We start from the raw sequence: 25,792 nt of genomic DNA, 5'->3' as shown, positions 1-25,792 counted from the left end.
CCTTTCCGCAATTGCCTCTAACTTGCTGGAATCAGCGAAAAATCAGCTGGCCGATACCGATCCAGGGCAAAGGACCACCCCATGAACGACCAGATCCGCCCCTTCCGCATCGACATCCCGCAGTCCGAGTTGAACTCCCTGCACGACCGCCTCGACGGTGCGCGCTGGCCCGCGCCCCTGCCGGGCATCGGCGCGGAGCGGGGAATGCCGATCGATGATCTGAAAGACCTGGCGCAGTACTGGCGTTCGGAGTTCGATTGGCGCGCCCGTGAGGCCGAGCTCAACGAGTTTCCGCAGTTCCTCACCGAGATCGACGGCCAGCAGCTCCATTTCCTGCACGTGCGCTCGACGCATCAGGATGCGAAGCCGCTGCTGATCACGCACGGATACCCGAGTTCGGTCGCGGAGTTCCTGCATCTGATCGAGCCGCTGGTGAACCCGGCGCAGGGCCAGGCCTTCCATGTGGTGGCCCCGTCGCTGCCGGGCTACGGATTCTCCACCCCGCTCGCGTCCACCGGGTGGGCGATGGGCCGCACCGCGCGGGCCTGGATGGAGCTGATGCGCCGCCTGGGATACAAGCGCTACGGCGTGCACGGCGGCGATGTCGGGGCGGGCGTGTCCGGCATGGTCGCGAGTTTCGACCCCGACCATGTGATGGGCATCCACACCGTCACCGACCCGCTGACCGCGGCGAATGTCGCGACCTTCCTGCCGGGCATGGTCGATCGGCTCGACCCGGAGGATCCGGTGGACAAGCTGATCCTGACCCGGATGAACGAGTTCACCACCGCCGGTTCGGGGTACCTCGCCATCCAGAACAGCCGTCCGCAGACCATCGGCTACGGCCTGGTGGATTCGCCACTGCTGCAACTGGTCTGGATCGCGGAGAAGTTCGAGGCGTGGACCGATCTGCCCATCGACCGCGACCAGCTGCTGGCCACGGTGAGCCTGTACTGGTTCACCGGCGCGGGAGCCAGTGCCGCGCACACCCTCTACGATCAGGCGCACTCTTCGGAGTGGGGGGCGCCTGGGCCGGTGCCGCAGGGTTTCGCGGTCTTCGGCGCGGATGAGACGGCACGCCGCGTCGTTCCGGCGGCACCGGATGCCCATTGGAGCGAATTCGAACGCGGCCTGCACTTTCCGGCCATGGAGGCGCCCGAGGTGCTGGCCGGGGACCTGCGGGAATTCTTCGGGCCGCTGAAATAATTCACGGCGGGACCTCGCGGCGGCGTGACCCGGAACGGGCCACGCCGCCGCGGTAATCGCACGCCTCGGCATACACCCGAACGGTCCGGATCGCATCCCACCGTTGGGGATTCGTGAACGGTGCATGACCTGGAAAAGTCGATACTGTGCGCTCGCCGATGGATTCGATACCGTCCGGTGCCCGTCACACACTTCGATGCATCGATTGGAAAACTCACATGAACACCGCAAATCTCCCGAGCATCCTCAGCACGGTTCTCAGCGCCGGCAGCAGTGTCCTGAGCCTCGGGAGCAGCCTGCTGGCCCTGTAGCCGCGGCGGCGAGTGGGCGGGCAGTTGCGAGCCCGCCCGCTCGCCGTCCGAGATCGACGCACACGCAGGTGTGAACCCTCGCTGAACGGGTAATTCCGCGAAAGCGCCCCCTCCGGCCGCACGCACGGGTCAAGATCGACGCGGCGCGTACCGGCCGGACCGGGTGAACGATTCGGGGACGACGGTGGCGCGCGCAAGTGGGCGACCGGCCGGTCAGGAGGTTTCGATGCGACGGCGCATGTCGAGAGCCGATGTGTGGCACCACATCATGTGCGGGCTCATCGCCCTGGGCGGATCCCTCGGCGCGGCCGAGGTCTACGGCGAATATATGCGCGAGCGTCGGCAGCCCGAGCAGGAGCCGGTGGCGGAGTTCTGGGACTGGTCGATTCCCGACCGGTGGTACGACCAGGCCACGGGCCGCGGCCGCGCCTGACCCGACGCGATCGGGGTGGCGCCGCGCCGCTCGCCGGCGCGATGTTGCATGCTGGTGCGGTGCGGGTGCTGGTGGTCGAGGACGAGCCGCGGTTGGCGCAGACCCTACGGCGGGGTCTCGAGCTGGAGGGATTCCTGGTGCAGCTCGCCGGGACCGGCACCGACGGCCTGTGGTGGGCGCTCGAGCACGACTTCGATGTGATCGTGCTGGACATCATGCTGCCGGGCCTGTCCGGCTACGAGGTGCTGCGCAGGCTGCGCGAACGCGACGTGCAGACCCCGGTGCTGATGCTCACCGCCAAGGACGGCGACTACGACCAGGTCGACGCCCTGGACATGGGCGCGGACGACTACCTGACCAAACCGTTCTCCTTCGTGGTGCTGATCGCCCGCCTGCGCGCGCTGCTGCGCCGGCGCGCCCCGCAGCAGCCCACGCGCCTGCGGGCGGGGGATCTGGTGCTGGATCCCCCGCGGCGCGCCGTGCACCGCGGCGACGTGGCCCTGACGCTCACCCCCCGGGAGTTCGGCCTGCTGGAATTCCTGTTGCGGCACAAGGGAAATGTCCTGACCAAGTCCGAGATCCTGCGCAACGTCTGGGATGTGCATTACGACGGCCCGGAGAACGTGGTCGAGGTCTACGTCGGCTACCTGCGCAAGAAGATCGATACCCCCTTCGGCCGCAGCAGCATCGAGACCCTACGCGGGGTCGGCTACCGGCTGCTGGACCCCGACGGGACCGGTGACGGGCAGTCGCACGACGAAACGGGCCCCGCCCCAGCGTGATTCGCCGACGGTCACCGAGCCGCCGTGCGCGGCGACGATTTCGGCCACGATCGCCAGCCCGAGACCGGATCCGCCGCTGCTGCGCGCCCGGTCGGCCTCGAGTCGTACGAACCGGTCGAACACCCGCTGCCGCTCGTCGGGCGGAATGCCCGGGCCGTCGTCGTCGACGGTGATGCGGGCGAATCCCGCGGCGGCATCGGGGCGCGGCGCATCGCCGGAAGGCCGGGCGGCAGTGGATGATTCGGCGAACTCCACGCCGATCGAGACCTTGGACCGCGCGTGCGCGGCGGCATTGTCGGCGATGTTGCGCAGTGCCCGGGCCAGTTTCGCGCGGTCGCCGATCACCCGGACCGCCGCGATCGTGGTCTGTACCTCGACGTCGCCGCGCAGGCGCAGCATGGCGGCCTCGGAGCCGGCGAGGTCGTCGAGATCCACCTCGCCGATGCGCAGTTCGAGGCCGTGCTCGTCGGCGGCGGCCAGGGTCAGCAGATCCTCGATGAGATGCCGCATGCGGCCGGTCTCGGGCAGCAGGGTGCCCTCGATCAGGTCGCGGTCCAGGGCCTGCGGGCGGTCGCGGGCCAGCTCCAGCGCGGCGGTGATGGTCGCCAGCGGGCTGCGCAACTCGTGCGAGGCGTCCCCGACGAAGCGCCGCTGGGCCTGATGCCCGGCCTCGACCCGCGCCAGCATCTCGTTCATGGTCTCGGCCAGCCAGGCGATCTCGTCCCGCGCCACGGGCACCGGAACCCGCTGCGCCAGCCCCGTTGCCTCGATCCGGGCGACCCGGGCGCGGATCGCCTCCACCGATCGCAGCGACCTTCCGACCAGGAGATAGGTCGCGGCGGCCGCGGTGAGTACGACCACCGGACCGCCCATCGCCAGCAGCGCCGCGACCTCGGCCAGCGCGTGCTCGCTCGGCTCGGTGTCGGCGGCAACGAGGATCGTATAGGTCCCGGACGTGGTGTCCACGGTGCGCGCGGCCACGCGCAGATCCCCGTCGTAGTCCTGGGCGGCATGCAGTCCGAGCGCGCGGGCGGGCACGGGGAGCGGGGCCAGCGGGGCGCGCAGCTTCGGGGAGGACGTCCACGCCATGCGCCCGTCCGCGGCGATCACCTGCACCGCGCTCACGCCGCCGTCGGTGGCCAGCAGACCGTCGGGCACCTGGTCGCCGTCGCCGCGCTGCAACTCGTCGGCGATCTGCCCGGCCCGCGTATCGGCGGCGACCTCGACCTCCCGCACGAGCGAGTGACGCAGCAGCGCCAGCATCGCCGCGGCCGCGGCCAACAGGACCACGCCTACGACGAGCGCGGCCACCACCGCGGACCGGATCCGCAACCCCCACCGCGAGGGTCGCAACCAGGCCGGAAGTCTGCGCACCCACCCATCATGGCCTGCGTCGTCCGCGCCGGCCGCATCGATCTCAGCGTGTTCTCAGGGATGCGGCCCTGGTGCGCTCGCCGCGCTGAGCGATCAACGCCTGGTCTCGTCGAATTTCCTTGTGGGTCATGGGGGATTCACTCGCGTGCGGTGTCGTGGGGAGATGGGTCTGTACCTGCCACCGGAGCTGCGCTGGCTGGGATGGGTCGCCGGGAGCAGCTGGCCCGACGGCGATGAAGACGGCATGTGGGCCATCGCGGACGACTGGAAGGCCGCCGCCGCCGCGCTGACCAACCAGGAGCCCTTGGTCCTGAAGGCCAAACAGGACACCGAGCGGGCGTACACCGAGGGTGCGGGCGCCGATGCCATGGGTGCGCATTTCGATCAGCTGATCGAGGGCGACCATTCGGTCAAGGCGCTCGCCGAGACGTTGAATGCGGTCTACGAGTCCACCTTCGACATGGGGACTCAGCTGCAGGCGACCAAGATCACCATCATCGCCTCGCTGTGCTGGCTGGCGATGGAGATCGCCTGGGCGTGGTTGTTCCCGCCGACCGCACCGGCCGCGGAGGCGGCCGGCATCGCGACCACCCGGTCGTTCCTGAAGGCCGTCGAGGACTACATCCAGAACGCTATCGAGCGCCTGGCCGGCAATCTCGGCGCGTCGACGATGAAGAACCGCTACTTCTGGAAGGAACTCGTCACCGGCGGCAAGCTGATCGCGCCCAGCGCCAAGGGTTTCGGCGTGTACGCGGTCAAGGCGATGGAGGGCGCCGCCATGTCGGCGGCCATGGACGGTGCGGTACAGGTGGGGCAGATCGCGGCGGGGAAGCGCCACGGATTCGACTGGAAGGAATTCGGGGTGTCGATCGGCGCCTCGGTCGCGGGCTCGATCCCCGGGCGCGAGATGGCCCGGTACGCGGGCAACGGGATCGACAAGCTCTTCGGCAACGAGCTGAAGAAGATGAACATTCCGCTGGGTTCCTGGACCTACCCGGCCGGTGCGGTGATCCGGGGCGGAGCCATCGGCGTGATCTCCGGCGCGACCAGCTCGCTGTTCGGCGACATGGTCGCGGCGGCGGCCTACGGCCCCTCGGCATTCACCTCGCCCGCGGGCTGGGTCGGCGGCATGGCGCGGGGCGGCATCGTCGGCGCCGCGCGAGGCACCTTCGTGAAGAACACGCCGGCCACGGAGGGCGATATCCGGGCTTCGGCGTGGATGAAACAGAACAACTTCTCCACGACCAACAAGGTGAGCCGCACGTCCCGCCCGGCCGCGGCCCCGCCCACCGAGAACGCGGGTGGCGGTACGGAGAACGCGGGTGCCGGGGGCGGTAATAGGGCTGGTGGAACGTTTTTGGATGATGCGTCGTCGGTGAGCGGTGGAAATCGTGGTGGCGGTGTGTCTTTGGATGATGCGTCGTCGATCGGCGGTGGGAACCGCGGCGGCGGAACATTTCTGGATGACGCTTCGTCTATCAACAGCGGTAGTCGAGGCGGCGGGTCGATTTCGGATGGCTCGTCGCTCAACACCGGCGGGCGGGGAGGTGGGGCGTTTCTGGATGATTCCTCGTCTGTCAACGGCGGAAATCGAGGCGGCGGAACCTTCCTGGACGACAACTCCTCGGTCGGCGGCGGTGGCCGGGGCATGCAGGGCGGGCGGTCGTTCTTGAACATGGACGACCACTCCTCGATCTACAGCCACGGAAGCAACGAGACCGACTCGGCGCAATCGTTCGGACACGACGGCAGGTCGGTCGGCCCGTCCGAGCAGGGGTCCGAGGGCGGCTCGCGCGACTCCATCCTGAGCTACTACTTCAACCACGCGGGAGGCGGTTCCGAGGAGGTGCCCCCGGCGGGGATCCGGCCCACCGTGGAGCCGCCCGCCCGCTCGACCGAGCCGCCCAATTCGTTCCAGTCCTCGGTGGACGGCGGATGGACGCCGCCCAACCGCGGCGGGGGCGCGACGGAGGGGCTGCAGGAAAACATTCGCCCCGGCGGAAACGATGCGGCCCAGGGGGATTCGTCGACCACGGGGATCCGCAGTGGCGTGGCGGGGCAGGGCAACGAGAGCGTGGGCGGTGGGGTGCGTGGCAGTTCGGTCGGGGAGGAGGGACAGTTCGGGGGCGGTGGCCGGCCGGGGCGGTCCTTCCTGAACATGGATGATTCCTCGTCCGAAGGGTCGTCGATCCGGGGATCCGTAGGTGGGGAGAGCAACGGCGGGCGCGGCGGCGTCGGCGGGGAGCAGGAGCAGGTCGGGCCGGTGCGAGGCGGTCCGCCGGGCGAGCAGGCCGGGACGGCTCGCGGCGGTGCTCCCGGGGCGGAGGGGCAGCCGGAGAATCAGCGCGCCGGCGGCGCCGCGGAACGGCCGGAACCCTTCTTGGGCAAGGCAACCGACATGAAGGGCAAGACCCGCCCCAAGCGGGAACCGGAGTGGGCGCCCCTACCGGGTCCCTTCGAGGCGCCCAAGGCGCCGAGTGCCGCGGACTGGTTGCCGGGCGCGACGGGCCCGGACGCCACGGGTGCCGGCGGACCGCCTTCCGGTGCCACCGGCTCCGGCGCCACGGGCTCGGGCGAGAATCCCTCGGGGACGAATCCGAGCGGGAACAACCCGAACGGGACCGATCCCAATGGGAGCAACCCCAACGGGACCAATCCGAACGGCACGAATCCGTCGGGTACCAATCCCACCGGAACCGACCCGTCGGGTACCAATCCCGGCGGGACCGATCCCACGGGCACGAATCCGACGGGCACCAACCCCGGCGGCACGAATCCCAATGGCACCGAAAAGGATATCCGAGCGGGCATTTCGACGGTGGACGTGCCCTTCAACCTCGGCGGCAACAACAGGTAGCGACGTGACCGGCCGGGCACAACCGGTACGTGCGTGGCGATGACGGGAAATTGAACGGATGTCGCTTCAGATTTCCTTGTGCGCCACGGCAAATTCACCGCGATGCGATGAGCTGGACTGGCGGAGACGACGGTGGAGGTGTGATGGTCAACGAGCGACTGGCGGCCAATATGGCGACGATGCTCGATGGATTACAGGATCAGCTTCGCGGGATCGCTGAACTGCAGCAGCAGCGCTCGTTGCTGACGGCCACCGCATCGGTCGGTGAGAAGCGGATTCAGGTCACGGTCAACGCCGACGGCATGGTCGTGGAGACCCGCTTCAGCGACGATATCTCAGACCTGAGCTACGACGAGATCGCCGAATACGTTACCGCCGCAGCGCAGGCCGCCACCGAAGGAGTGCTGCGCCGCAGCCGCGAACTCATGCAGCCGCTGATGGAGCGCAAGTCGAGGCTGCCCAAGCTCTCCGAATTCGTTGAGGGCGCACCGGATCTGGAGGACTTCCTGCCGGTCGCACCGCCCGCGCCCAAGGAACCGCCGCCGGCGGATGCCACCCATCACGACGACGAGGACGGATTTCGATCGTGGATCTCCGACCGGGAAGACTGAGTGACGACGATGACCAGCCCCTCCGCGGTTCAGCTCGACCCGAGCCTGCTGCGCGCCGCCGCGCAGGACAGCGGCGCCATCAAGGACAACATCGCCCAGGTATTTGCCAACCTCCAAGCGTCCCTGAACGCCAAGGGAAGTCCCTGGGGCAAGGACTCGTTCGGTGACAAATTCGCCAACGGCGACAAGGGATACGTCGCCGTCAGCAAGAATGTGCTGTCCGCTGTCTCCGATATGGGCACTACCTTCGACTCCATCGCGCAGGGGCAGGTGCAGGCCGCCGACGAGCTGTCCGCCGCGGACGCCGGAAGCGCGTAACCGGTGCGCCGACGGCCCGGGCCGGATGTCCACCGAGTCGTCAAAATAGCGTAAGTAACTGGCGTGCAACGAGATATCGGTCGCCGGTCGGTCGCCGGTCGGTGATCAGCGGCTATCCCGCCGGGCGCGCATCCAGGCCCGGCAAAGTGTGAAATGCCTCTCGACACAGCGCATCAGGGTCCCATCAAACCGGTGCCGGGGAGCTGGCCGCCGGATCGTGCGCATGCGATCGTCACTGGGTAATCCAGGGGAAGAGAGGCGCGTGGTGACCGATCGTATCGAGGTGGATCCGGGTCTGCTGCGCGATGCCGGCAATCGGTTGCTGCAGGTGTACCAGCAGGTGTCGCAGGTGAATGCGACACTTCCGAATGTGCTGTCGGTGGCCGGGACGCCGTGGGGGGACGACAGTTACGGCAGCACCTTCTACACCGGTGACGGCAAGAATCCGGGGTATCAGTCCGGCAGCGCGGGCCTGCTGCAGGGCCTGAACACCCTGACCGCGGCGGTCCAGGACTATGCCGATGGGATGGTGGCGGCCGCGGCCGCGCTCCAGGGACAGGACACGATCTCGGCTGCCGGTCTGTCCGCCTGACGGATCGCGCGATGTCGCTGTACATGCCGCCCGAGCTGCAGTGGCTCGGCTATGTGGCCGGGTCGGCGTGGCCGCAGGGTGACGAGGACCAGATGTGGGCGCTGGGCCGGGACTGGCACAGCGCCCACGACCAGCTGCAGGAACCGATTTCGGAGATGCAGGGCATCATCGCCCAGGCCGGGCAGGCCTATGGTGCCGGTGCCGGGCGCGACGCCGTCATCGCGGCGCTGACCAAGATCGCCCAGGGCGACGGCTCGCTGACGGATCTGGCGAAGCTGCTGGACGAGATGGGCGATGCCGCGGACGGCATGGGCACCGAGATCCAGTACGTGAAGATCATGATCATCACCTCGCTGGCCGACCTGGCCGTGGAGATCATGCTGGCCTGGGTCTTCCCGCCCACGGCGCCCGCGATGGAGGCGGCGGCGATCGCGGGCATCCGTGCGGTGCTGCGCGTCGTGTACGACAGGTCGATCGGCGCGATCGAGCGCCTGCTCGGCCGGGTTCTGGGCGAGGTGTTCGGAAAGTTCGGCGAGACACTGAGCAGGTTCCTGGTCCGGCACGTGGCGATGTCCACGTTTCTGGGTACGGCGCAGGACCTCCTCATCCAGGCCGGGCAGGTCGGCGCCGGGCACCGCAAGGGCATCGATGGGACACAGCTCGCCATCACCGCGATCTCGAGCGCGGCGGCGGGTGCGGCCGGCGGGCTGCCGATCGCGGATCTCGCGGGCAAGGGAATCGTCAAGGGCATAGGCAAATTCACCGATCATTTCCATCTGCCGGATATCACCGACCTGCTCACGAAGAAGGACCTCACCACCCCCGAACTGAGCTTCGCGCGTCCCTCGCTCTCCGGCATGTTTCACGGCGACTTCTCCGCGACCGTCACCCAGACCATCAGGCCCCGCTCGACCAGGGCATTCGTCGAGGGGGCGGTGTCGGGCGGGCTGTCCGGCATGGCGGGCGCGATGGCGGGTTACGTGGCCGGGACCGGTGCCTACTCCGCGATCACCGGAACGAATTTCGGCCAGAACCTGAGCAGCAACTGGGGGTTTCAGCCGCTGTCCTCCGGCGCCATCGCGGGCGCGATCGCGGGTGGCGCCAAGGGGGAGATCAACTTCGGGGGCAAGTTGCGCCTCGACCAGTTCAACGACGGCGCGGCATTTAGGCCCGCCGATGACATTCCCCTGAACGATCTGACGCACCGGCCGGGTCACGACGATCCACAGGCGCCCCCGGCGCAAGCGCAGACCACGACGGATCAGGCCGCGTCGCAGCAGTCTCGGCCTTGGCCGCAGCTCACACCGCAGCCTCGGTCGCGGTTCGCGACGGAACAGTCTGCGCCGCAGGTGATGTCGTCCCATCAGGATGCGCCGCAGCAGTCGCAGCATCAGCCGGACATCTCACAGCAGTCTCAGCTGCGGCCGCTGCCCATTACGGAACAGTCTGCGCCGCAGGCGACATCGTCTCAGCAGAGCGTGCCCCACCAATCCGAGCAGTCGTCTTCGGTGCCGCAGCCGCATCAGCAGGATGTACCGTCGTCAGGCAGGGCTCCGCAGGTGGAGTTGCCGGCGCACGTGCAGGCTCAGGTCGATCACAACACGTCGGATTTTTCGGGGGAGCTCGACCGGGCGTTCGGCCTGGGTCCCGGTGCGACGCAGCACGATGCCACCGTGCACACCGAGCCGCACTCTCCGGGCCAGTTCGAGATCGCACCACAGTCGCCTCCGCGGGGCACGACGGAACAGACTGTGCCACAGCAGATGTCGACTCCGCAGAATACGCCGCGCCCACGCGAGCAGTCCTCGCCGGTGAATCAGCCCCAGCAGCGGGGCAATCCGCAGCGTCAACCGCCGTCCGGCACCGCTCCGCGGGTGGAGTTGCCGGCGCACGTGCAGGCTCAGGTCGATCACCACACGTCGGATTTCTCGGCCCGGCTCGACCAGGCGTTCGGTCTGGGATCCACTGCGCCACAGCATGATGCACCTGTGCGTACCGAGCAGCAGACCCCGGGACAGTCGGCGATCACGTCGCAGCCGCCGCCACAGTCTCCGCCGCGACCGCCGCAGAATCCCGCGCCCCGCACGGGCGTACCGACCCGGCCGACGCCGTCGCCACCACCGCCGCAGGACGAGCCGATCGCGACCCCGAAACCGACGCCTTGGCCCACCGGATGGGAATTGCCCAATACGCCAAGGTTTTTCCCCGCCCCCGCGGATATACCCTTTCAGCCCGAATCGGCGCCGTCTCCCGACTTCTGGCTGGACCCGTCCGATTGGAGCGGGGGCGCAACGGGACCGAGCGATGGCGCGTCGGGTCCCGACGGCGGGTAGCGGTCGGCGCGGTGATCGGGACGGAAAGCGACTACGGAGGTGTGATGGGCAACGAACGACTCGCGGCCGACATGGCGACGATGCTCGACGGGCTGCAGGACCAGCTGCAGGGCATCGCCGAGTTGCAGCGGCAGCGATCGCTGCTGTCCGCCACGGCGTCGGTGGGCGATAAGCGCGTGGAGGTGACGGTCAATGCCGACGGCATGGTGGTGCAGACCCGGTTCAGTGAAGATATCGCGGATCTGAGCTACGACGAGATCGCCGAATACGTCACCGCGGCAGCGCAGGCCGCCGCCGAGGGCGTGCTACGCCGCAGCCGCGAGCTCATGGCGCCGCTGCTCGAGCGCAGATCCCGGCTGCCCAAGCTGTCCGAAATCATCGAGGGCGCACCGGATCTGGCGGACCTGCTGCCGGACGCACCGCCGGCGCCCACCGAACCGCCGCAGGAATGGCCCGAGGAGGACCAGGCGCGGCGGCCGAGGATCGCCGACCCGGGGGAGTAGGCGGCGGTGCGCCGGAAGTCGGCGAGATAGTCACGGCATTCGCGAAATGCATTTGCCGTACGAGGACCGATCAGCCTGTTTGTCATTGATGTGCACCCTCGGTCGGGTGTCGCAGATACGCCACCGGTGTGCAAAATATATGATAGGTCGTCCACTGATTATGGGCTGTGGTGCAAAGCAAGCGCGGCATCGGCGTCCATATCGTGCGCGAGGTAGCGCTACGACCTGCATGACTTGGCAGATCTCCGTCCGATTATGCCCGGGTGAACAGATTGGCGGCGCAAAAGGGTCATCGCCGGATTGATGAATTCAATAGTGTTGTGGCACAGTCAGATTAACGATCAGTCACGATTTTCGGTGAACAGCCGCTATTTCACAAGTAGATCACGATGTGATATCTGTCGTATCACCCACGGAATTGACCGGGGGGATGCACAATCGCTGTGGCAGAAGGTGTCGTAACGGCACATCCATGAACGGATCCTCGGTCAGCGCCGCCCGAGGATCACGCGACGGGCCGGCCCCGGGCCAGCACGACAGCCGGACGACATCCGGGGCCGGTCCGCCGTAATCCGCGCGCAGCGGGCCGATGGTAAGTAGCGCCACCGCCGGCCCGCTCGCCGTTGCCCCGAATCAGGGACCACCTCCCCGGGCTATCGTGGAGGAATGGGCGTCTTCGGCGAAATGTTCGGTAAGAAGCTGACCGATGAGAGCAGCGAGGACAGCGACGGCCAGAACCACCGGCCGCGCCTGGAGCTCGACCTCGACGGTGGGGTGATCCGGCTGTCCGGGCCCGCACCGCGCGCGGCCGAGGATTCCCCGGGCGATCGGTAGTGGCCGCTACGCCGGGTCCGTCAGGCCGCGACCGCCCGGGTGAGCTGGGCGCGGACCGCATCGGGGTCCGCGACGTCCAGGACCAGGCGGGTGAAATCGCTGCCGGACAGGTCGATTTGCAGCCCGCGGCCGTCGAACAGGGTGTCCCAGAATTCCTTGCGGCCCTTGCCGCGGAAGATGCCGGCGGCGATCACGCCTGGGAAGAAGGTGCCGGGCGCGCGCAGCCACGGCGGGCGCATGTCGACCCCGGCGGGCGCCACGGCGACGACGTTCGACAGGTCGAAGGTGACCTGGTCGCGTAGCGAGAGAAAGCGGTGTGCGCCGAGTATGTGCACAGTCACCGTCGTACCCGTGACCTCGATTTCGACCATCGTGTACCTCGCCCTCGCCGTATCTGCGTTCGCGATCCAGGATGCGATGCGACCCTGAAAGAATCCTGTGCCATTGCTTGGATTTGGTTCGCAGCTCGGACCGGGCCGCGGCGACCGGTCCATCGACCCAGCTGAGGGCCCCTCCGGTGCGCGGCGAGTGCGCTTCATCACGGTAGCGGTGAGTAAGCTGCGTCACATGAAACTCAGCACACGGAACCAGCTCGAAGGCTCGGTCGTCTCGATCACGCGGGGCGAGGCTATGGCGGTCGTGCGCGTCCGGCTCACCGGTGGTGACGTGGTGACCTCCTCGGTCACCGCCGATGCGGTGAATGATCTCGGGCTCGCCGAGGGCAAGCCCGTCACGGTCCTGATCAAATCGACCGAGGTCGCGCTCGGCGTCGACTAACGGCGCGGGATCGGACGACGGCGGCTCAGCCGCGGAGTCCCACCGTGACCCACGCCGTGGCGTCCGAGGCGGCATCGCCGGTCCGCGCGCACAGCAGCGCGGCACGCAGATCGACCCGGTCTGCCAGCTTCGCCAGGTCGCGGCCGGTCAGCTTCTCCACCCGTTCGATCCGGTAGTGCACGGTATTGACGTGCACGAACAGTGCCTCGGCGGTGCGCGCCCAGGAACCGTTGTGGTCGAGGAAGGCGCTGAGGGTGTCGCGCAGGCCAGCGTGTCCGGGGTCGTCCTCGAGCAGCACTCCGAGCACCCGCCGCGCGTAAGCGGTGCGGACCGCGGCCGGCACCCCGGCCAGCAACTCGTGCAGCGTCGCCAGCTCTTCGGTCGCGGTTATCGAGCGCTCGAGTCCGGCCGAGGTCCGGCACGCGTGCAGCGCCTGGGCCAGGCTGTCGCGCGGATCCGCGGTCGCCGCACCCACGCCGAGATGTAGTCCGCCCTGCGGATCGCACGACCGCACGAGCTCGTACACCGCGCTCAGGCGCTCGGTGAGGGCGGGCAGATCCGCCAGCACCGCGAACGCGTGTTCCCCGATGGCGCCCACCGCACACGGCCGATCGGTCATGTGCGACAACAACTCTCGTACCGCCGCGATCGAATCGGCGCGCCGGAAGGGCGTGGTGGCCCCGCACACCACCCGGAACGTCCCGCGCCGCGGTAGCTCGCAGGATTCGAGCGCGGCGGTGGTCTCCGCGTCGGTGGCGCCGTCCAGCAGCCCGGTCAGCAACTCGTCGGCCGCGCGCTGCCGGCCGGCCTCGTCCTGGGCCCACAATTCGCGATATCCGCGCAGCACCTCCGCCACGTCCTGCAGCATGCGCGGTGGAGCCTCGCGTCCGGCGTCGAGCGTCACGAACCAGCTGTCGTAGGGCACCTCGGCCGAGCCGACTTGCGCGACCGTGCGATCGGCGCGGCGCAGGCCGCGCACGATCGCGGCGGGCGGACTGTCGGCCGCCGCTCGGGTCGATCGGGCGATCGTGCGGCCCGAGGCGGTGACCAGCGCACACGGCGAGCCGCCCAGCTGGCCGGCGATCTCGTCGAGCAGCAGGCCGGGTTCGGCGCGGTCGCGAATGAGCCTGTCCAGGCGCCGCCGCACGTGCTCGGGCAGCGAGGAGTGCGGCGAGGAGCTCAGATCGCTCCAGCGCCGCAGGTAGATCGCATCGGTGATGGTGCGGAAGGTGGTCTGTTCGGGCACCGCCACCAGCGCCAGACCGTGTGCCCGGCAGGCCCGCACGACCTCGTCGGGGATGCCGCCGTGCCGGACCGTTCCGGCCAGCAGCGCCACCGCGCCGGCGTGCTGCAGTGAGCTCACGAAATGGTCGGCCCGGCCCCGGCCGCCGCGCGCGGTCCACCACACCAGGCCCGAGAGCACCACCTCGCCGGGCTCCAGGAACGAGGAGGGATCCAGCAGATCGGTCGCGGTCACCCCGCTGATCGGCTGGTTAAGCAGGGCGGGCTCACCCCACACCAGTTCCAGCCCGAGGTCCTGCACCTCCAGCAGGTCGTCCACCCGCATGATCGGCTCCCTTCCACATCCGGCGCCGCGGCCGCGCGGGACGACGCCTTGGACACCGCATCGTAGACGGGTGTCGCGTGCGCCGCCCGAACCTGGTGAATCCACCAACACACGCCGGCGCCGGTGGCGGAATTCCGTATTCGGGAGCCGATGCCAGGCCCGCGGCATGCGCAAAGAATCGGTCGGTATGGATCTGAATACGGTCGTCGAGGTGTGCGACGCCCGCGCACACGAGCACTGGCGGCCCGGCGATGCCTGGCTGGGCGGGGGAACCTACCTGTTCTCCGAGCCGCAGCCGCGGGTGCGGCGGCTGGTGGACCTGAGCCGGACGGGCTGGCCGCCGCTGCAGTGGCTTGCGGGCGGGGACCTGGAGATCGCGGCCACCTGCACCGTGGCTCACCTGTTCCGGGCCACCGAGCATCCGCTGTTCGGCCAGTGCTGCAACGCGTTCCTGGCCTCGTTCAAGATCTGGAACATGGCCACCGTCGGGGGGAATCTGTGCAATGCGCTGCCCGCCGGGCCGATGATCTCGCTGACCGCCGCGCTCGACGGAATGTGCACGCTGTGGGCGCGCGACGGCGGGGTGCGGCGGCTGCCGGTGGCCGAATTCGTCACCGGCGCGGGCCGAAAGGACCTGCGGGAGGGCGAATTGCTGCGGTCGGTCACCCTGCCAGCGCGAGCGCTGGCGCGCCGCACCGCATTTCGGCAGGTGTCGCTGTACGGGCTGGGCCGATCCGGGGCACTGGTCATCGGAACCCGGGATCCGCGAGACGGCGAGCTGGCGCTGACCCTGACCGCGTCGACGACTCATCCTGTGCGGCTGCGGTTTTCCGCCGTGCCCACCGCCGCCACGCTGGCGGCAGCGATCGATGCCGCCGTGCCGTCGGCGGTGTGGTTCGACGACATCCACGGGCTGCCGGACTGGCGGTGCCACATGACCCTGCGCCTGGCCGAGGAGATCAGGGTCGAGCTGGCCTGAGCGGCCGAATCGAGAGGAGATAACCATGGGTTTCCGAATTCAGGTAAACGGCAAGGACTTCGACGAGGATCCCCGTCCCGGGCAATGTCTGCGCACGTACCTGCGCGAGCGCGGCTGGTTCGGGGTCAAGAAGGGCTGCGACGCGGGCGACTGCGGGGCGTGCACCGTGCATGTGGACGGTAATCCGGTGCACAGCTGCCTGTTTCCGGCCTTCCGGGCCGACGGCCACCGGGTCACCACCGTCGAGGGGCTGGCCCGCGCGGACGGCCTGCATCCGGTGCAGCAGCGTTTCCTGGACGCGCAGGGCTTTCAATGCGGCTTCTGCACCGCCGGATTCCTGATGACCACCGCCGCCCTGAGCGAGGCGCAACTCTCCGACCTGCCGCGGGCGCTGAAGGGAAATCTGTGCCGCTGCACCGGATACCGCGCGATCGAGGACGCAATCCGCGGCGTGCGGCACACCGAGAACCCCGCGGCAGGGGCCACGGTCGGCAGCAACCTCGGCGCCCCCGCCGGGCCGCAGGTCGTCACCGGAACCGCCCGCTACACCTTCGACATCGATGTGCCGGGACTGCTGCACATGAAGCTGCTGCGCTCGCCCCACCCGCACGCCCGCATCCTCGACATCGACACCACCGCGACGCTGCGGATACCCGGCGTGCGCGCGGTCTTCACCCACCACGACGCCCCCGAACGCCGCTATTCCACCGCGCGCCACGAACATCCACAAGAGGATCCCGACGACACCCGGGTATTCGACGACGTGGTGCGCTACGTCGGCCAGCGCGTCGCCGCGGTGGTCGCCGACAGCGAGGGCGCCGCCGAGGCGGGCTGCCGCGCGATCGAGGTGCGGTACGAGGTGCTGCCCTATGTGCTCGATCCGGAGGAGGCGATGCGCCCGGGCGCGCCCGTCGTGCACGACAAGCCGGCCGAGCTCGCGCGCATCGCCCGGCCGGAACGCAATATCGTCGGCGAGGTACATGGCGAAATCGGCGATGTGACAGCCGGATTCGAGGAGGCCGCGGTCGTCTACGAGCAGACCTTCAATACCCAGCGCGTGCAGCACGCGAGCCTGGAGACGCACGGGGCGGTGGCCTGGTTCGACGAGGACGACCGCCTGACCATCCGAACCAGCTCGCAGACACCGTTTCTGACCCGTCGCGCGCTGTGCGCGCTGTTCGATCTCCCCCTCGAGCGCGTGCGCGTGCTGGCCGGCCGGGTCGGCGGCGGATTCGGCGGTAAGCAGGAGATGATCGTCGAGGATGTCGTGGCCCTGGCCGCGCTGCGGCTGCACCGTCCGGTGAAGCTGGAATACACACGCGCGGAACAGTTCTACGGCGCGACCACCCGGCATCCGTTCACCGTGCACATCAAGGCGGGCGCGCGGGCCGACGGCACGCTCAGCGCGCTCGAGGCGCGCGTCGTCGCCAACACGGGCGCCTACGGCAATCACGGCCCGGCCGTGCTGTTCCACGGCGTCGGCGAATCGCTCGCGGTCTATCGCTGCCCGAACAAGAAGGTCGACGGGTACTCCGTCTACACCAATACCGTTCCGGCCGGTGCGTTCCGGGGATACGGGCTGGGGCAGGTCGTGTTCGGCATGGAATCGGTGATGGACGAGCTGGCCCGTCGCCTGGACATCGACGCCCTGAGTTTCCGCGAGGCCAACATGATCGGCCCCGATGAGCCGATGATCACTCCCGGCGGACACGAGGAGGATCTGCAGATCGCCAGTTACGGCCTGGGCCAATGTTTCGATGTGATCCGCCGCGCCCGCGCCGAGCCGTTTCCGCCCGCCCCCGCCGGCTGGCTGACCGGTACCGGCGTCGCGCTGTCGATGATCGCCACCGGCCCGCCCGGCGGGCACTTCGCCGATGCGCGAATCACACTGTTGGCCAACGGATCCTACGACCTGGCGGTCGGTACGGCGGAATTCGGCAACGGCACCACCACCGTGCACCGCCAGATCGCCGCGCAGGAACTGGCCACCGATGCGGACCGGATCGCGATCCGGCAGTCCGATACCGATGTGGTGCGGCACGATACGGGCGCGTTCGGATCCACCGGAACCGTCGTCGCGGGCAAGGCCACGCTGTATGCGAGCAGCGCCCTGGCCGAAACGCTCTGCGAGGTAGCCGCCGAGCATCTCGGTGTGCCGCGCGAGCGCTGCCACCTGAGCGCGCACGCGGTGGTGTGCGGTGATCGGCAACTGCTGCTCACCGATCTGCACCGGATCGCGGCGGAGCAAGGGAAAACCCTTGCCGGGGAGGGGCATTGGGGTGGAACACCGCGTTCGGTCGCCTTCAACGCCCAGCTGTTCCGGGTGGCGGTCGACCCGGACACCGGTGAGCTGGCGATCCTGCGCAGCGTGCATGCCGCCGACGCGGGCAAGGTGATGAACCCGATGCAGTGCCGCGGCCAGGTGGAGGGCGGGGTGGCGCAGGCGCTGGGCGCCACGCTGTTCGAGCAGGTGCGCCTGGACGAACGGGGCGAGGTGAGCACCGCGGCGTTCCGCCGCTACCGGCTGCCCGCCTTCGCGGACGTCCCGCGCACCGAGGTGGTGTTCATGCAGACCTGCGACGCTATCGGCCCGCTGGGCGCCAAATCCATGAGCGAGAGCCCGTTCAACCCGGTCGCCCCCGCCCTGGCCAACGCCCTGCGTGACGCCACCGGGATCCGGTTCACCGACCTGCCGCTGACCCGCGACCGCATCTGGCAGGCCATCCACCACCGGCATCGCGGGGCCGGGACATCGCGTGAAGATCACCACACTGCACCGGTCACGGAGTCGAGACCGGCTACCGTGTAGTGACGTGGCGGTGGGGCTCGCCACTTCCACTCGGAACAACCGCGGCCGCCGCGCCGCCAACAGTCCCTACTTGACCAGTACTTTCATGTTCGAGTAGGAGTCTGTGATGCCCCGAGTCCGTCTTGCCGAGAGAGCCGATGCTCGCGCGAGGAGTTCGCGCCGCGCCTGGCTGCGCGAACAGGGGCCGGTGCTGGCCGTCATCGCCGTGGGCGGCGCGCTCGGCGCCGAGGCTCGGTTCGGCCTGGCGCGCCTGCTGCCGACCCGGCCCGGGCAGTTCCCCTGGGGCACCTTCCTCACCAATGTCATCGGATGCTTCGCGATCGGTATCCTGATGGTCCTGATCACCGAGGTGTGGACCGGGCACCGGCTGGTGCGGCCCTTTCTCGGCGTCGGCTTCCTTGGCGGGTTCACCACCTTCTCCACGTACGCCGTCGAGACGCGGAACCTGCTGCAGCCCGGCACCGTCTACCTGGCGTTCGGATACCTGGCCGGGACGCTGCTCGCGGCGATGCTCGCCGTGCTCGGGGGCGTGATGTCGACTCGAACGCTGGTGCTGCGCAGGCGAATACCGCGAGACACCGAGAAGGAGGGGGCGCGCGCATGACCCTGGTACTGGTCTTCCTCGGCGCGATCCTCGGCGCACCGGCCCGCTACCTCACCGACCGTGCCGTCGGCACGCGCCACGACAGCCCGTTCCCGTGGGGCACCCTGACCGTCAACCTGGCCGGCTGCCTGATCCTGGGCGCGCTGACCGGCGCGGCCGTCTCGAACCCGGTCATGGCCCTGCTCGGCACCGGCTTCTGTGGCGCGCTGACCACCTACAGCACGTTCAGCTTCGAGACGCTGCGGCTGCTCGAGCAGCGCTGTTACTTCTACGCGGTGATGAATGTGACCGTGAGCGTGATCGCCGGTCTCGGTGCGGCCCTGCTCGGCTACACCGCCGCCCACGCGCTGGCCGGCTGAAAACTCTCCGGTCTTTTCCCGCGCGCCGCGATTGCCCCGAGTGTGCTGGTCGGGGATGATTTCCGCATGCCTCGCGCACCATGTCGTGGGGCGGTTCGAGCACACCCGGATCGGCGACAACGACGTGGCGTATGGGGAAGAGGTGCGAAAAGTGATGAGTAGCAAGCGTTTCCGCAACGGTGCCGCGCGACTGGCGATATTCGCGGGCATCGGATTCGCGGCGATGATCATGGCGGGCCCGGCCCCTGCGGCCCCTGCGGCCCCGGCCGCGCCGGATGTGGCGGATTTTTCCGGATTTTCGATCGCCGCGCCGGTGCTTCCAGGCGGTCTCACGATTCCGGGAGCGTCGGATACCACCCAGTTATGGCCCGGCGGCCCCAGGGTCGGGATGACCCCCGGCGACTCGCTCTGGCCCGGCGGACCGGCCCTGCCCGGCCTGGCGGTGGTCAATCCGCAGCAATCGGTCAGTGCGCCGTGCACGACCCCCGGCACGCGTGCCTGCCTGCAGCTGTCGTCGAATCTGGCATGGCTGATGGACAACGGCAAGGTCACCTTCGGCCCGACCCCGATCTCGCACGGACGGCCCGGGTTCGAGACCCCGCCGGGCGTGTTCCATGTCGCGTCCAAGGATTGGTACCACTGGAGCACCATGCACCACGCCGAGATGCGCTACGCGGTGTTCTTCAACGGTGACATCGCCACCCACATCGGCCCGATCCAGGAGAAGTCGCACGGCTGCATCCGGATGACCCCGGACGGCGCACGAGCGTTCTACGACTACCTGCGCCCGGGCGACCAGTTCGAGGTGGTGCGCTGAATTCTGTGTCGACGTGGTGAGGGCGGGCCGAGCGGGCCCGCCCTCACTGGTCTCCGACTCGCTTCCGAACTGCTTCCGCTCCGCTTCGGATCGGATGGAGCCTGCTCCATCGGCGCGAGGATCCTCAGCCCTTCAGGCCCACCTCGACGGCGAGGGTGAGCTCGATCTTGTCGCCGACGACGACACGGCCGCCCTCGAGGGGCATATCGATGGTGATGCCGAAATCGCGGCGGTTGATGGTCGTCTTGGCCTCGAATCCGGCGACCGGGCCCTGCCCCATGCCCGGGTCGACGCCGAGGAACTCGACGTTCAGCTTGACGGGCTTGGTGTTCCCGCGGATGGTGAAGTCGCCCTCGGCGGTGAAGTCCTCCCCGTCGGGGCGGATTCCGGTGGCGGTGAAGGTCGCGACCGGGAATTCCTCGGCCTTGAAGAAGTCGGCGGTGCGTAGGTGGGCGTCACGCTGATCGTTGTCCGTGGTTACCGAGTCGACCTTGATCTGCACGGAGGCCTGGGCCGTGCCGTCCTCGTTGACGACGAGCTCGCCCGAGAAGTCGCTGAAGCGGCCCTGGACCTTGCTGACCATCAGATGGCGCACGCTGAAGCCGAGGGTGGAGTGTGCGGGGTCGATGACCCAGGTACCCGCGGTCAGGCCGATGGGAGTGGACATGGCGTTCTCCTGTTCGGAAGGGGGCGGGATGCCGCGCTGCGGCATCATCCGACAGCCTATTTGGTTTCCATGTCCACCTAACTGAAAACCGGCCGTCGATATTCCAAATTGTTGTTGCGTTCTGCCGTATCGGCGGTCAGAGGCGCGACTCCAGGTACGTCATTACCTCCGCGGGTGTGTCGGCGAAGTGCGCGAGCTCGGCCAGCGGCACGGGCAGGAACCCCTCGGCCTCCATGCGCTCGAACTGCCCCCGCAGGCCGTCGTAGAATCCGGCGGTATTGAGCAGTACCACCGGCTTGTGGTGCAGCCCATGCTTTTTCAGCTCCAGGATCTCGGTGGCCTCGTCCAGCGTCCCGGTCCCGCCGACCATGACCACCACCGCGTCCGCCCGCTCGAGCAGCAGCGCCTTGCGCTCGGCCAGATCGGCCGCCACGATCATCTCGTCGGCCCCGGCGCGGGCCTTGGCCCGCAGGAATTCGACGGACACCCCCACCAGGCGGCCGCCGCTGCTCTGCACGCCGTCGGCGACGACCTTCATCAGGCCCGCGTCCGACCCGCCCCACAACAGGGTGTGCCCGCCCCCGCCGAGTAGCTCGGCGAACTCGCGCGCGGGCACGGTGTAGCGCTCGGAGAGATCGGCGGCGGAGAGGAAGACGCAGATATGCATTCGCCCACCCTACGAAACGGCCATATGGCACGGGGTGCTTCGGGTACCGTTGAGATCCGGCATTCGAGGGACAGTGGGGCAGTCGTGCAGGGTCTCGTCGTCGATTCTCCCGATCAGCAGTTGCTGCGCGAGGCCGTCGCGCAGATCGCGGCGAAGTACGGGGCGGAATACTTTCTGGAGCGATCCCGCTCCGGCGCGAAAGTCGGTGAGCTGTGGGCCGATCTGGGTGCGGCGGGGATGCTCGGGGTGCACCTTCCCGCCGCGCACGGAGGTGGCGGCGCGGGTCTGACCGAATTGTCGATTGTTATCGAAGAGCTTGCTGCGCATGGTATTCCGTTGCTGCTGACGGTCATATCGCCGGCCATCTGCGGGTCCATCATCGCCGCGCACGGCTCTCCGGAACTCGCGCGGGACTGGCTGCCCGGCCTGGCCGAGGGCAGCCGCAAGATGGCCTTCGCGCTCACCGAACCCGATGCCGGATCCAACTCACATGTGCTGCGCACCTTCGCCCGGGCGGACGGGGACGGCTGGATACTCTCGGGGGCAAAGCAATTCATCTCCGCGGCCGATGAGGCCGACGCGCTGCTCGTGGTCGCGCGCGCGATCGATGTGGTCGACGAGCGCCGGAATCCGCTGTCGCTGTTCGTGGTTCCCTCCGGCGCGAAGGGGGTGACGCTGCATCCGCTGCAGACCGTGGTTGTCTCGCCGGACCATCAGTTCACTGTGTTCCTGGACGAGGTCCGGCTGGGTCCGGATGCGCTGATCGGCCTGCCCGGCAGGGGATTACCACAGGTGTTCGCCGGGTTGAACCCCGAACGCATTCTGGCCTCGGCGATCAGCGGCGGCATCGGCCGCTACGCCATCGCCAAGGCCGTGGACTACGCCAAGCAGCGCCGCGTGTGGTCGGTTCCCATCGCCGCGCACCAGGGCATCTCGCATCCGCTGGCCGAATGTCATATCGCGGTCGAGCTGGCGCGCCTGGCGACCCGCTCGGCGGCGCAGCAGTTCGACGCCGGGGGCGATGCCGCAGGCGCGGCCAACATGGCGAAATTCGCGGCCGCGGAGGCCTCACTGCGGGCGCTGGATCAGGCCATCCAGGTGCACGGCGGCAACGGTCTGACCGCCGAATACGGATTGGCCGAGATGTGGTTCACCGCAAGGCTGATGCGCACCGCCCCGGTGAGCCGGGAGATGGTGCTCAACTATGTCGGCGAGCACACCCTGGGACTGCCCGCGTCGTACTGACGAGCCGGAATTACAGCTCGCTGGGTGCCTGCTTGGCCGCGCTGCGTACCCCGAACGCCTCGATCACCTCCATGATGCCCATGAACAGCAGCCACCAGCCGGTGACGATGGTCAGCGCCGCGATCGAGTGGATCGGCCACACCACCAGGGCCACGCCGCCGATCAGCAGCATGATGCCGAAGAAGATTGTCCAGCCCTTGTTCTTGGTGCCCTCGGGGGCCTCCGCGCCGCCGATAAGCGCCGCCATGCCGCGGAACAGCCAGCTGATGCCGATCCACAGCGCCAGCAGTATCAGCGAGTCACCGATGTGGCGGAAGCAGAACACCGCCAGGATGAACGACAGGATGCCGCTCACGATCGATAACACTCGCCAACCGGTGCCGATGTGCGGGCCCATCGCCGCGATCAGCTGCAGCACGCCCGAGATCACCAGGTAGAAGCCGAACAGGATGCCGGCGACGACGAGCGTCGGCCCCGGCCAGACCAGGATCATGATCCCGATGACCACCGACAGAATGCCGATGACCAGCAGTGACTGCCACGCACCACGGGCCAGCTGCTGCAGCGGCCCCACGTAAACTCCCTCTTTGCTGGTTGTCATGTTGGCAGAATAATCCCAGTTTGATTATTAGCGGGCAATTCGCTGTAGATGAGTTGGTAACGACACACGGCGCGGCGGCTGTGCGCCGGTCGATACCCGGCTGCGGTGCGCGTGGGCGAAGGTGCCCGGCGACTGGCCCTTGCAGCCCCGGAACGCGATGGCGAAGGCCGAGACGCTTAGTCCGACGGTCTCGTTGCTGACCTCGCGAAGGTGGTGCCCTCCCCGGCCGGCCTCCGGCGCAGCGTGCGCACGCTGATGTCCAGGTCCGCGGCGATATGTGCCTGGTCGGAGACGGCGCCGCGGCGGATGAGCAGTTCACGCACCTGACCGCTCGGGCCGGTACGACTGCGCCGGCTCTGCATCAGCTCCGCGCACTGGTGCTCGTAGAATCTTGTGGTCGCCGGATTTGCTTGTGGCAGAGGGAGATTCAGGCTGGCGCTGTGGCTGACCAAGCGATCCCATGACGTCGAAGTTCGGTGGATGGCACATGAGCCCGGCCGTTTCGTGCCGGAATGCTGTGCGGCCGTTCAGTTTACTCGACGGTAAGTTTGCTGGGTACGTCCCATATTCGCCGATTCCTGGCCCAAACTGCGCTGGTTGAATCTTCACGATAGCCATACGGTTTCTCGTATGCCGCATCCTGATCGGCCCCCCTTGTCGACCCGGTCATTTGTTCAATCTGCCGGTGAGCTGTGCGTTCGCCCTGCGGTACTTCCATACTCGACGCGTCCGGAGTGATTCTGAAAATGCTGTCGGTTCCCTCGAATGCCAGGAATGCCTGGATCACCGTGTCCGCGCCGGCCGATGGCCGGGTGCTGGGTACCTTGCCGATGCACTCGCCCGACCGGGTGCAGGCGGTGGTCTCCTGCCTACGCGAAACGCAAGTCCTGTGGCGCTCGATGGGCGTCGTCGGCAGGGCAAAATGGCTCACCAAGTTCCGAGACTGGTTGCTGGGCAACGAGGATATGGTCGTCGGGTCGCTGGCCGCGGAAACCGGCAAACCGGTCGCCGCGGCGTATCGGGAGTTCCGGATCGGCATCGACGCACTGGACTACCACCGCACGCGCGGGGCGGAATTCCTCGAGTCGCGGCGAGTGCGCACCGGTGGCGTGCCGAACGCATCGCTGCAGCTCGCGATCGCCCAGCGGCCCTGCGCGGTCGTCGGTGTCATCTCCTCCTGGGTCTACCCGCTGGCCGCGGCGCTGTTCGAGGTCATCCCGGCGCTGCTATCCGGATCGGCCGTGGTGGTCAAGCCGTCCTCGGTGACGCCGCTGACGATGCGCGCCCTGGTCATCGGCTGGGCCGAGCTCGGTGCGCCGCCCGTGCTGGATTTCGTGACCGGTCACGAGGCCGGGCCCGCCCTGGTCGACGCCGTCGATTTTGTGCATTTCAGCGGTTCGCCCGAGACCGGCAAGGTCATCGCGCTACGCGCGGCCGCGCGGCTGATTCCGTGCCGCCTCGAGCTGGGGGGCAAATCGTCGGCGGTGGTGCTGACCGGGGTGGACATCGGCCGCGCCGCCGCCGGGATCGCCCTGGGCGGCCTGGCCGGGTCGGGGCAGAGCTGTAGCTGCATCGAGCGGGTCTTCGTCGAATCCCCGATCTACGACGCCTTCATCGATCGTCTCGTCGACGAGGTCGACGCCTTCGGCGCCCAGGATCCCGACGACACCACCGTCGAGGTCATGACCTCGGCCGCGCACGTGATCCAGGTGAAGAACCAGGTCGAGGACGCGGTGAAGCGCGGCGCCGTGGTGCGCGCGGGAGGGCACGGTTCCGGGCACATCTTCGCCCCGACCGTGCTCGTCGATGTCGATCCGGCGATGTCCGTGCTCACTCAGCAGACCCTCGGCCCGGTACTGCCGGTGGTGCGAGTCGCCGATGCCGAGCAGGCCATCGCGCTGGCGAACGATCCGTACGGGCCCTGCGCGAGCGTGTGGACCACCGACGGCCCCGCGGGATCCTACGTCTGCGGCCGTCTCACCGCCGCGCGGGTCGCGGTCAACGATGTATCGGTGCACCTGACGCCGATGCTGCATGTGTAACACCTCTCCGATGTTCTGTAACCCCCTCTCCAACAAGGAAATTCACGACTTTAGAAGAGAGCGATGAACACAATTCCCGAGTTCGCGGTCGATCCTTCGGTTCTCGTGTTCGCGGAGGTGAAATGATGGGCAGCTGGCAGATCTTCGCCGCCACCATGATCATGGCCGGCGCGATGGCCGGTGTGCTGATGCGGCTGCGCCCCCAGCGCTTGCCCAGCGGCCGCAGCGTCGCCGAGATCCGCGAGCGCATCGTCGCGGAGAGCTTTCCCCCCATCCCCGTGCTGCTCGCCGGGCACAGTGCGCCCGAGCACGCGCCCGACGTGCCCGAGGCGCACCGCATCATGCAGGAGCATCTGGACTGCATGGTGTCGGACTGCCCGCGCAAGGCGGCGGCGCACCGCGTGCTCGTGGCGGCGGGCCGGATCACCCCGCGCCGGCTCGCCGCCCCGGCTCGCTAGCGCTCGCCCACTTCGCCGCAACCGGCCCGCGATCCCGATAGGGTGA

26 protein-coding genes are annotated in these 25,792 nt (G+C 68.5%); 19 read left to right on the top strand and 7 right to left on the bottom strand.

Annotated elements, in window-relative coordinates:
* Window positions 1-81 precede the first annotated feature (81 nt).
* From KO481_RS27705 to KO481_RS27695, 3 genes are all read left to right on the top strand, one after another.
* Complete coding sequence (locus KO481_RS27705; RefSeq protein ID WP_215921328.1) at window positions 82-1,206, top strand: epoxide hydrolase family protein; 1,125 nt, start codon at window positions 82-84, stop codon at window positions 1,204-1,206.
* 549 nt (window positions 1,207-1,755) lie between these two features.
* Window positions 1,756-1,950 carry a hypothetical protein gene (locus KO481_RS27700; RefSeq protein ID WP_215921326.1) on the top strand — a complete coding sequence of 65 codons (195 nt, stop codon included), beginning with the start codon at window positions 1,756-1,758 and terminating at the stop codon, window positions 1,948-1,950.
* 59 nt (window positions 1,951-2,009) lie between these two features.
* On the top strand, window positions 2,010-2,732 hold the full coding sequence (locus KO481_RS27695; RefSeq protein ID WP_215921324.1) for a response regulator transcription factor: 723 nt from the start codon (window positions 2,010-2,012) through the stop codon (window positions 2,730-2,732).
* Here the strand turns inward: KO481_RS27695 and KO481_RS27690 are convergent.
* Entirely contained in the window at window positions 2,646-4,106 is a 1,461-nt protein-coding gene (locus KO481_RS27690) for a sensor histidine kinase (protein WP_308166805.1), read from the bottom strand. The genes KO481_RS27695 and KO481_RS27690 overlap by 87 nt on opposite strands.
* Window positions 4,107-4,269: 163 nt before the next feature.
* Between KO481_RS27690 and KO481_RS27685 the strand changes: the two genes are divergently transcribed.
* The 7 genes from KO481_RS27685 (at window position 4,270) to KO481_RS27655 (ending at window position 12,154) form a co-directional block, all read left to right on the top strand.
* On the top strand, window positions 4,270-6,963 hold the full coding sequence (locus KO481_RS27685; RefSeq protein ID WP_215921323.1) for a WXG100-like domain-containing protein: 2,694 nt from the start codon (window positions 4,270-4,272) through the stop codon (window positions 6,961-6,963).
* A gap of 143 nt (window positions 6,964-7,106) precedes the next feature.
* Window positions 7,107-7,574: a YbaB/EbfC family nucleoid-associated protein gene (locus KO481_RS27680; RefSeq protein WP_215921322.1), complete on the top strand. Its 468-nt coding sequence runs from the start codon at window positions 7,107-7,109 to the stop codon at window positions 7,572-7,574.
* A 9-nt stretch (window positions 7,575-7,583) separates the two neighbouring features.
* Entirely contained in the window at window positions 7,584-7,892 is a 309-nt protein-coding gene (locus KO481_RS27675) for a hypothetical protein (RefSeq protein ID WP_215921321.1), read from the top strand.
* A gap of 262 nt (window positions 7,893-8,154) precedes the next feature.
* Entirely contained in the window at window positions 8,155-8,484 is a 330-nt protein-coding gene (locus KO481_RS27670) for a hypothetical protein (RefSeq protein ID WP_215921320.1), read from the top strand.
* A gap of 11 nt (window positions 8,485-8,495) precedes the next feature.
* A complete protein-coding gene (locus tag KO481_RS27665) occupies window positions 8,496-10,817 on the top strand; it encodes a WXG100-like domain-containing protein (RefSeq protein WP_215921318.1) in 2,322 nt (773 codons plus the stop codon).
* Between the two features lie 44 nt (window positions 10,818-10,861).
* Entirely contained in the window at window positions 10,862-11,320 is a 459-nt protein-coding gene (locus tag KO481_RS27660; RefSeq protein WP_215921316.1) for a YbaB/EbfC family nucleoid-associated protein, read from the top strand.
* Between the two features lie 666 nt (window positions 11,321-11,986).
* On the top strand, window positions 11,987-12,154 hold the full coding sequence (locus KO481_RS27655; RefSeq protein WP_215921307.1) for a hypothetical protein: 168 nt from the start codon (window positions 11,987-11,989) through the stop codon (window positions 12,152-12,154).
* A 20-nt stretch (window positions 12,155-12,174) separates the two neighbouring features.
* On the opposite strand, the gene KO481_RS27650 is transcribed toward KO481_RS27655, so the two are convergent.
* Window positions 12,175-12,525 (bottom strand): hypothetical protein, encoded by a 351-nt coding sequence (locus KO481_RS27650; RefSeq protein WP_215921305.1) that lies wholly within the window; start codon window positions 12,523-12,525, stop codon window positions 12,175-12,177.
* Window positions 12,526-12,721: 196 nt separating this feature from the next.
* Between KO481_RS27650 and KO481_RS27645 the strand changes: the two genes are divergently transcribed.
* Window positions 12,722-12,931 carry a TOBE domain-containing protein gene (locus KO481_RS27645; protein ID WP_215921303.1) on the top strand — a complete coding sequence of 70 codons (210 nt, stop codon included), beginning with the start codon at window positions 12,722-12,724 and terminating at the stop codon, window positions 12,929-12,931.
* Between the two features lie 25 nt (window positions 12,932-12,956).
* Here KO481_RS27645 and KO481_RS27640 read toward each other — a convergent pair whose 3' ends face one another.
* Window positions 12,957-14,498, bottom strand: a complete 1,542-nt coding sequence (locus KO481_RS27640) for a PucR family transcriptional regulator (RefSeq protein ID WP_215921301.1) — start codon at window positions 14,496-14,498, stop codon at window positions 12,957-12,959.
* A 187-nt stretch (window positions 14,499-14,685) separates the two neighbouring features.
* On the opposite strand from KO481_RS27640, the gene KO481_RS27635 reads away from it, so the two are divergent.
* The 5 genes from KO481_RS27635 to KO481_RS43380 all read left to right on the top strand — a co-directional run bounded on the left by KO481_RS27635 (window position 14,686) and on the right by KO481_RS43380 (window position 20,066).
* A complete protein-coding gene (locus KO481_RS27635; RefSeq protein WP_215921299.1) occupies window positions 14,686-15,477 on the top strand; it encodes an FAD binding domain-containing protein in 792 nt (263 codons plus the stop codon).
* A 25-nt stretch (window positions 15,478-15,502) separates the two neighbouring features.
* Window positions 15,503-18,286 carry a molybdopterin-dependent oxidoreductase gene (locus tag KO481_RS27630; protein ID WP_215921297.1) on the top strand — a complete coding sequence of 928 codons (2,784 nt, stop codon included), beginning with the start codon at window positions 15,503-15,505 and terminating at the stop codon, window positions 18,284-18,286.
* A 106-nt stretch (window positions 18,287-18,392) separates the two neighbouring features.
* Window positions 18,393-18,890: a fluoride efflux transporter CrcB gene (crcB, locus tag KO481_RS27625; protein WP_215921295.1), complete on the top strand. Its 498-nt coding sequence runs from the start codon at window positions 18,393-18,395 to the stop codon at window positions 18,888-18,890.
* Window positions 18,887-19,249, top strand: a complete 363-nt coding sequence (gene crcB, locus KO481_RS27620; protein ID WP_215921293.1) for a fluoride efflux transporter CrcB — start codon at window positions 18,887-18,889, stop codon at window positions 19,247-19,249. The genes crcB (KO481_RS27625) and crcB (KO481_RS27620) overlap by 4 nt, the downstream gene beginning before the upstream one ends.
* Window positions 19,250-19,403: 154 nt before the next feature.
* Window positions 19,404-20,066, top strand: coding sequence for a L,D-transpeptidase (locus KO481_RS43380; protein ID WP_245401619.1), 663 nt, complete (start codon window positions 19,404-19,406; stop codon window positions 20,064-20,066).
* Between the two features lie 124 nt (window positions 20,067-20,190).
* Here KO481_RS43380 and KO481_RS27610 read toward each other — a convergent pair whose 3' ends face one another.
* Both KO481_RS27610 and KO481_RS27605 read right to left on the bottom strand, forming a co-directional pair.
* On the bottom strand, window positions 20,191-20,733 hold the full coding sequence (locus KO481_RS27610) for a YceI family protein (protein ID WP_215921291.1): 543 nt from the start codon (window positions 20,731-20,733) through the stop codon (window positions 20,191-20,193).
* 136 nt (window positions 20,734-20,869) lie between these two features.
* Window positions 20,870-21,400 carry an LOG family protein gene (locus KO481_RS27605; RefSeq protein ID WP_215921289.1) on the bottom strand — a complete coding sequence of 177 codons (531 nt, stop codon included), beginning with the start codon at window positions 21,398-21,400 and terminating at the stop codon, window positions 20,870-20,872.
* Between the two features lie 84 nt (window positions 21,401-21,484).
* On the opposite strand from KO481_RS27605, the gene KO481_RS27600 reads away from it, so the two are divergent.
* Entirely contained in the window at window positions 21,485-22,645 is a 1,161-nt protein-coding gene (locus tag KO481_RS27600; RefSeq protein WP_308166804.1) for an acyl-CoA dehydrogenase family protein, read from the top strand.
* A gap of 10 nt (window positions 22,646-22,655) precedes the next feature.
* Here the strand turns inward: KO481_RS27600 and KO481_RS27595 are convergent, their stop codons facing one another.
* A complete protein-coding gene (locus tag KO481_RS27595) occupies window positions 22,656-23,246 on the bottom strand; it encodes an HdeD family acid-resistance protein (protein WP_215921285.1) in 591 nt (196 codons plus the stop codon).
* A 176-nt stretch (window positions 23,247-23,422) separates the two neighbouring features.
* Window positions 23,423-23,608 (bottom strand): hypothetical protein, encoded by a 186-nt coding sequence (locus tag KO481_RS27590; protein WP_215921283.1) that lies wholly within the window; start codon window positions 23,606-23,608, stop codon window positions 23,423-23,425.
* A gap of 372 nt (window positions 23,609-23,980) precedes the next feature.
* Between KO481_RS27590 and KO481_RS27585 the strand changes: the two genes are divergently transcribed.
* Together KO481_RS27585 and KO481_RS27580 are read left to right on the top strand one after the other, a co-directional pair.
* Window positions 23,981-25,288: an aldehyde dehydrogenase family protein gene (locus tag KO481_RS27585; RefSeq protein WP_215921281.1), complete on the top strand. Its 1,308-nt coding sequence runs from the start codon at window positions 23,981-23,983 to the stop codon at window positions 25,286-25,288.
* Window positions 25,289-25,410: 122 nt separating this feature from the next.
* Window positions 25,411-25,746: a hypothetical protein gene (locus KO481_RS27580; protein ID WP_215921279.1), complete on the top strand. Its 336-nt coding sequence runs from the start codon at window positions 25,411-25,413 to the stop codon at window positions 25,744-25,746.
* Window positions 25,747-25,792 lie beyond the last annotated feature (46 nt).

The sequence above is a fragment of the Nocardia albiluteola genome, assembly GCF_018860155.1.
Lineage (GTDB): Bacteria > Actinomycetota > Actinomycetes > Mycobacteriales > Mycobacteriaceae > Nocardia > Nocardia albiluteola.
This window is presented reverse-complemented; position numbering and strand designations above follow the sequence as displayed.